Genomic DNA, 6,543 nt, shown 5'->3' with positions numbered 1-6,543 from the left:
GAGTCGCGCGGGGCCGGGGCGGCGCTGTGCGGGGCAGGGGCGGAGTCGCTGCACGTGCACGGGCCGGTGCCCGGCGCGCGGATCATCGGCTGAAGGCCCCGGATGCGCGCATCGCGCCCTCCTCGGGATTCGGGTTCCCGGGAGGACGCGATTTCTCCGCGATGGAGGTGTTGCATCAGCTGCCGGATCCCCAGAATCGGCAGACAGCCCCAGCTGCGATATCGAGACTACCGCGACTCTCCTTGTCCCCCAAACGGGGGACAAGGATTTCTGCTCTGAGGCTGCTAGGAATCGTGGACGAGAACAGCACGCACCCTGAACCGGCGAGAAACGCTACGAGAAACGCTAGACCGAAACGCTAGAACGGTGCACGGACGCTGTCGGCGAAGTCCTCGAAGGACGTGAACGACGGCGGATGCGATGGTGTGAACACGACGGTGTTCTGCGGCGGAGGCTCGTCGATGTAGGTCCGGCCCGTCGGGCTCGTCCATTCGAGAACTCCGCCGGGCTTCTGCTGCGCGTGCCACGGTGACGCGTGCTTCAGCGTGTGATGCCGTCGGCAGAATGCGCTGAGGTTGTCCTCGCGAGTCGCGCCGCCGGTGGCCGCATCGTGATTGTGGTCGAGGTCGCACCTCCTGGCCACCAGACCGCAGGTCGGGAACCGGCATCGCTGGTCGCGGGCGCGGAGGCGGCGCCTCAACTGCTCGGGCGGGCGATAGCGATCCGCGGCGAGCACGACGCCGGACAGCGGATGCGTGAGCACGCGATCCCAGCCGGTCACGGCGCCCGCCAGCATCCGCGCGGTCTCGGCATCGATGGGGATCGTGCCGTCGAGAAGCGCGGGAGGATATGCGATCGACGATGACGGAAGATCTGCGCTCATGAGCGTCGTGACGGGGACGGTCACCTCGACCCGGCCACGGATCTCGGCGAGTTGTCCGTCGGCGCTGTCGTGGCCGGTCGGAGCGCCCGTGAGCACGAGGTCGGCGAGCAGATCGGCGCGGATCTCGTCGACGCACCGGGCATCGGGCTCGATGTCGACCCCGGCGGAGCGCGCCTCACGCGCCTCGCGGAGGTTCTCGGTACGGATCCGATGCGCCATCTGCGAGAGCCGATCCATCATGGCGTGCACGATGACCGCCGGCCCGTGCAGCGTCAGCTCGGCCATCGCGTCGTCGCCATCGCGCATCCACACCCGTCGATGCTCGCGGGCCCGGCGATGGCGTTCGTCGATCGATGTCTCCTGGAACCTCTCGGCGATGCGCTTGGCGAGCGCCCGCAGCCGATTCGGCGACTCGACCTCGGCCAAGGGCAGCACGGCCTCGAGATAGGCGTCGTGCAATGCGGGATCGGCCAGATGCGCGCCCGCCTCGATGATCACGTGGGAATGCGCGGCCGAGATGCGCCCGGCGCCCTGCGCCGTCCACACCGCGGGGTTCGCCTGCACGAGCACCGAGGCCTCGGCGATCCTGCGTTCGATGGTGCGATCGCTGAGCCGCAGGCGCTGGCCGATCTCGGCGGCGACGGCTCGCAGGTTCATATCGCCCTTGTCCTGGTGATCGCCCTGTCTGGCGATGGTCACGGCGATGTCGCCCGCGATCGCGAGCAGCCCGTCGCGTGCGGCCATCATGGCGTTCAGGGTCGCCTCGGCGGCCGCGAGCGAGTCGACCAGGCCGGCGAGCGCGGCCATCTGCGAGTCGGTGGCATCCGTGAGTGCGTCCATACCTTCAGTACACCAGAGGCCTCTGACATTCGAAGAAGAATTCGAAGGGATCGAGGTGGTGAAATGTCACGAATGGATAACGACTATCGTGGAGCGATGCTGCTGCACGCACTCGACACCGGCGACGGCGACGGCGGCGCCACGGTGCTGGCGGCGGCCGGCCTCGACGCCGAGGTGACCGTCCACGTCGATTCGGCGCTGTCCTTCACCGGCGGTGCCGATCGCGCAGCGCTCACCGCCCAGTACGAGAGCGACCGCGCCCGCAGGCAGGATCCGGACCAGCTCCGGCGATCGCGGCCCTTCTGCTCCGCCGCGGACGCCGAGGTCGAAGCCCGCGCCGCGGCCCGCTTCGACCCGGCCACCAACGCCTCGATCTCCTGCGACGGCGACATCGACCTCGTGCCGCGTCGCGGCGACATCCTCGTGCACGCCGAACCGAGCGCCTGGGTCAGCGACGACGACAAGAGGCGGTTCGCCGACGCCGGGGCGCGCGTGCGCGGCATCCGCTCGGCCGCCCACACCGTCTGGTACAGCCACTTCGACGAGTTCACGGCATCCGTTCCCGAGATGTTCGGACAGTACCCTTGAAGCAACATGGCACATCTGCTCGGGGCTGAAGCGCTCCACCTCGAATACCCCACCCGCATCGTCTTCGACTCCGTCACCCTCGGCATCGAAGAGGGCGACCGCATCGGCATCGTCGGCCGCAACGGCGACGGAAAATCGAGCCTGCTCGGGATGCTGGCGGGGATCAAGGAGCCGAACTCCGGACGCGTCACCGTCCGCGGCGGCACGACCATCGGCGTGCTCAGCCAGGCCGACACGCTGCCCGACGACGTCACGGTCGCCCAGGCCGTCGTCGGCGACACCCCGGAGTACGAGTGGGCGGGAGACGCGCGCACGCGCGACGTGATCGCGGGGCTGCTGCAGGATCTTCCCTGGGATGCCGAGATCGGCTCGCTCTCCGGCGGTCAGCGCCGCCGGGTGTCGCTGGCGAAGCTGCTCGTCGCCGACTGGGACGTTATCGCCCTCGACGAGCCCACCAACCACCTCGACGTCGAGGCGGTCACCTGGCTCGCCGGACACCTGAAGACCCGCTGGCCCGCGAACGCCGGCGCGCTGATGGTCGTCACCCACGACCGCTGGTTCCTCGACGAGATCTGCACGGAGACGTGGGAGGTGCACGACCGCATCGTCGAGCCGTTCGAGGGTGGGTACGCGGCGTACATCCTCCAGCGTGTCGAGCGCGACCGGATGGCGGCGGCGACCGAGGCCAAGCGGCAGAACCTCGCCCGCAAGGAGCTCGCCTGGCTGCGCCGCGGCGCGCCGGCGCGTACGAGCAAGCCGAAGTTCCGCATCGACGCCGCGAACGAGCTCATCGCCGACGTCCCGGAGATCCGCGACAAGGTCTCGCTGCAGTCGCTCGCCGTCTCGCGGCTGGGCAAGGACGTGGTGGACCTCCTCGACGTCAGCGTGTCGTACGGAGAGAAGCAGGTTCTCCGCGACGTGGAGTGGCGCATCGCGCCGGGGGAGCGCACCGGCATCCTCGGGGTCAACGGCGCCGGCAAGTCGACGCTGCTCGGACTCATCGCCGGCACCGTCGAACCGACCAGCGGCCGGGTCAAGCGCGGGACGACCGTCAACGTCAAGACCCTCACCCAGCGCCTCGACGAGCTCGAACAGCACTGGAACGATCCGGTGCGGGTCGTCATCTCGGGGCTTCGCACCTCGTACACGCTGGGTGCGGGGTCCAAGGCGCAGGACCTCACGCCCGGTCAGCTGCTCGAGCGGCTCGGGTTCTCGTCGGCGCAGCTGTCGACGCCCGTCAAAGACCTCTCCGGCGGACAGCAGCGCCGCCTGCAGCTGCTGCTGGTCCTCCTCGAGCAGCCCAACGTGCTCATCCTCGATGAGCCCACCAACGACATGGACACCGACATGCTCGCGGCGATCGAGGATCTCCTGGATTCGTGGCCGGGGACGCTGCTCGTCGTGAGCCACGACCGGTACTTCCTCGAGCGCGTCACCGACCAGCAGTACGCGATCCTCCCCGGCCCCGACGGCGCGGGGCGTCTGCGCCACCTGCCCGGGGGCGTGGACGAGTACCTCCGGTTGCGTGCGGCGTCCCCGGTCGTGGAGCGAGCGAAGCGGGACGAAGCGCCCGCGCCCACGGCGCCCGCCCTCGCCGGCGCAGAGCTCCGCGCGGCCGAGAAGGAGCTCGCCGCCCTCGAACGGCGGATGCAGAAGCTCAACGGCGACGTCGATCGGGCCAAGCACGCCCTCGCCGATCACGACCAGTCCGACTATGCCGGTCTCGGCGAGAAGATGAAGGCGATCAGCGCGCAGGAGGCGGAGATCGAGGAGCTCGAGCTGCGCTGGTTCGCGCTCACCGAGCAGATCGGCTGACGACGGGGGAGTGCTGTCGGAGCGCCGTCAGGGCGCCCCGCACCAGCACGGCCGATGCGACGCACGCCCCGCCGAGGAGCAGCCAGGGCAGCCACGACCAGGCCTCGGGCAGCGCGTCCAGCAGAAGGCCGCCGCCGACGTTCCCGGTCAGCACCGCCGCCCCGCCGGCTGTGGCGAGGAGCCCGAAGGAGGCGCCGATCGCCCCGGGCCGGGCGACGGCGGGGATCAGGTGCAGGGCGGTCGGGTTCGCCGCCAGATGGCCGAGGATGAAGGACGTCGTCGCTGCGAACACCAGCATCGTCCGGGTGGGGTCGGGGGCGGTCGACGCCGCGGCGATCAGGGCGAACCCGGCGGCGCTGCACAGGTAGGCGACGCGCAGGGCGCGGGAGGCGCCGAGCCGGGCGGTCCAGCGCGCGACCGGCAGCTGCCCGACGAGCGTCAGCGCCGAGGCCCAGGCGAAGACCGCCGCCGTGGTCTGCACCGCGGCGGCGCCCCCGGCGAGCACCAGCGGCACCGCGAGATACAGCTGGTTGTAGGCCAGCAGATCCACGGAGTGCAGGGCGGCGAACCGGCGGAGCGCCCGGTCGCGCAGCGCGGAGCGCAGCGGCGTCGGGTTGCCGCCCTCCGTCCGGCGGGCCCGGGGGAGGAGGAAGGCGAGAGTGATCCCGATCGCGGCGAAGTACGCGGCTCCTGCGGCGGCGGCGACGGCGAAGCCGAGGCCGAGCAGGGCGGCGCCGAGGAGCGGACCCAGCACCGCGCCGAGCTCCCCGGCGACGGTGAGCCACGCGAACAGCGTGACCCGCCCGCGTGCCCCTGCACCCTCGGCCGCGGCCACCAGCGTGTTCAGGCCGGGGGAGAACAGCGCGCCGCCGATGCCGGTCAGGACGGTGCCGGCGAGGAACAGGGCGAAGGACGGCGCCGGGGTCAGCAGGGCGCCGGACAGCAGCAGGAATCCCGTCACGCGGATCGCCACCCCGGCGAGGATGATCGTCCGGGCGCCGGCGCGGTCGGCGAGGGATCCGCCGACGACGAAGAGGCCCTGCTGCGCGAAGGTGCGGATGCCGAGCACCAGGCCGATGGCTGCGGCGGCCAGTCCGAAGTCGCGGCTCAGCACGAGCGCGAGGAACGGGACGACGGCGTAGAAGCCGATGTTGAACATCGCCTGGGTGGCCAGCAGCACCGGCGCCGCCGGCCGTCCTCGGTCGATTTGCGTCGAGCGGCGACGATTACTGATAATGATTCTCATTATGGTTAACAAGGATACCGACGACGCCGTGCTCTCCCTGCGCGACGCCGCCGTGCGCGCCGAGGGCGACAGCAGACCGCTTCTCGAGATCGCCGCGCTGGATCTCGCCGCCGGCGAGCGCGTCATCGTCACCGGGCCGTCCGGGAGCGGGAAGTCGCTGTTCCTCAGCACCATCGCGGGCCGCTGGGCGCCGGGACTCCGCTTCTCCGGCACGCGCATCGCGCGCTTCGTGCGCCTGGGCATGATCCCGCAGCGCGGCCTCGACGCGCTGCATCCGCTCACGCCGCTCGGCCGGCAGCTGCGCCGGGTCACCGGTTCGCGCTCCGACCGGGTCGCCGAGGTGCTCGCAGCGGTGGGCCTCGACGACCTCGAGCTGCACCGGAGGCGTCCGGCCGAGCTGTCCGGCGGCCAGGCGCAGCGGGCGGCCGTCGCCCTCGCCGTGCTCACCAGGGCGCCGCTGATCCTGGCCGACGAGCCGACCAGCGCGCTCGACCACGACTCGCGCGAGCGGACGCTCCGGATGCTGGACGCGGTCATCGGTCCGGAGCAGACCCTCGTCGTCGTCACCCACGATCCCGCGGTCGCCGAGGCGCTCGCGACCCGTCACCTGACCATCGACGCGGGCGTCGTCAGCGAGCACCCCGTACGCGAACGAGCGCACCTGTGAGCGCCGGCGTTCTCGACATCCACGAGGTCACCGCGGTGCACGGCCGCGGTGCACAGCAGCGGACGGTCCTCGCACCCACGAGCCTCGTCGTGGAGGCGGGGGAATCCGTCGCGGTGATCGGCGCCTCCGGCGCGGGCAAGTCGACGCTCGCCGACATCGTCCTCGGATTGCGAACACCGGCCGGCGGCAGCGTCTCGGTGCTGCAGAGCGTCTGGGCGACGCCCGCGCAGAGCCCGGACGCGCGCCGTCGGAGCCTGGTGCAGGGCGTTCCGCAGGACCCGGCGGCCTCCTTCGTGCCGCGCTGGAGCATCCGGCGCTCCATCGAGCAGGCCGTCCGCCGGCTCACCCCCGATCGCGACGCCGCCACCCGTATCCGCGAAGCCGCCGAGCTCGCGCACCTCGACCCCGCGCTGCTCGACCGCCGGCCGTCGGAGGTCTCCGGCGGCCAGGCGCAGCGCGCCGCGATCGCCCGCGCCCTCGCCGTCGGCCCGGCGGTCCCCGTCG

At 71.6% G+C, this 6,543-nt stretch carries 6 protein-coding genes; 4 read left to right on the top strand and 2 right to left on the bottom strand.

The window, feature by feature from the left end:
* Window positions 1–358: 358 nt before the first annotated feature.
* Window positions 359–1,723, bottom strand: coding sequence for a DUF222 domain-containing protein (locus tag QM568_RS10780; RefSeq protein WP_415138663.1), 1,365 nt, complete (start codon window positions 1,721–1,723; stop codon window positions 359–361).
* A 96-nt stretch (window positions 1,724–1,819) separates the two neighbouring features.
* On the opposite strand from QM568_RS10780, the gene QM568_RS10775 reads away from it, so the two are divergent.
* Both QM568_RS10775 and QM568_RS10770 read left to right on the top strand, forming a co-directional pair.
* A complete protein-coding gene (locus QM568_RS10775) occupies window positions 1,820–2,311 on the top strand; it encodes a hypothetical protein (RefSeq protein WP_415138661.1) in 492 nt (163 codons plus the stop codon).
* 6 nt (window positions 2,312–2,317) lie between these two features.
* Complete coding sequence (locus tag QM568_RS10770) at window positions 2,318–4,126, top strand: ABC-F family ATP-binding cassette domain-containing protein (RefSeq protein ID WP_415138659.1); 1,809 nt, start codon at window positions 2,318–2,320, stop codon at window positions 4,124–4,126.
* Here the strand turns inward: QM568_RS10770 and QM568_RS10765 are convergent.
* Window positions 4,107–5,306, bottom strand: coding sequence for an MFS transporter (locus QM568_RS10765; protein WP_415138657.1), 1,200 nt, complete (start codon window positions 5,304–5,306; stop codon window positions 4,107–4,109). The two genes, QM568_RS10770 and QM568_RS10765, sit on opposite strands and share 20 nt — an antisense overlap.
* A gap of 67 nt (window positions 5,307–5,373) precedes the next feature.
* Here QM568_RS10765 and QM568_RS10760 point away from each other — a divergent pair, with 67 nt between their 5' ends.
* Entirely contained in the window at window positions 5,374–6,039 is a 666-nt protein-coding gene (locus QM568_RS10760) for an ATP-binding cassette domain-containing protein (RefSeq protein ID WP_415138655.1), read from the top strand.
* Window positions 6,036–6,543 (top strand): ATP-binding cassette domain-containing protein (locus QM568_RS10755; RefSeq protein ID WP_415138653.1); only part of this gene is annotated, 508 nt, incomplete at its 3' end. The genes QM568_RS10760 and QM568_RS10755, both read left to right, overlap by 4 nt.

The sequence above is a fragment of the Microbacterium sp. genome (assembly GCF_047607465.1).
Lineage (GTDB): Bacteria > Actinomycetota > Actinomycetes > Actinomycetales > Microbacteriaceae > Microbacterium.
Note: the sequence above shows the minus strand (reverse complement) of the source record. Positions and strands in the feature narration are given on the sequence as shown.

Excerpts from the sequence above, each read along its gene's own strand:
- QM568_RS10780 (WP_415138663.1), bottom strand. The coding sequence starts at position 1,723 with ATGGACGCACTCACGGATGCCACCGACTCGCAGATGGCCGCGCTCGCC.
- QM568_RS10760 (WP_415138655.1), top strand. The coding sequence starts at position 5,374 with ATGGTTAACAAGGATACCGACGACGCCGTGCTCTCCCTGCGCGACGCC.
- QM568_RS10770 (WP_415138659.1), top strand. The coding sequence starts at position 2,318 with ATGGCACATCTGCTCGGGGCTGAAGCGCTCCACCTCGAATACCCCACC.
- QM568_RS10775 (WP_415138661.1), top strand. The coding sequence starts at position 1,820 with ATGCTGCTGCACGCACTCGACACCGGCGACGGCGACGGCGGCGCCACG.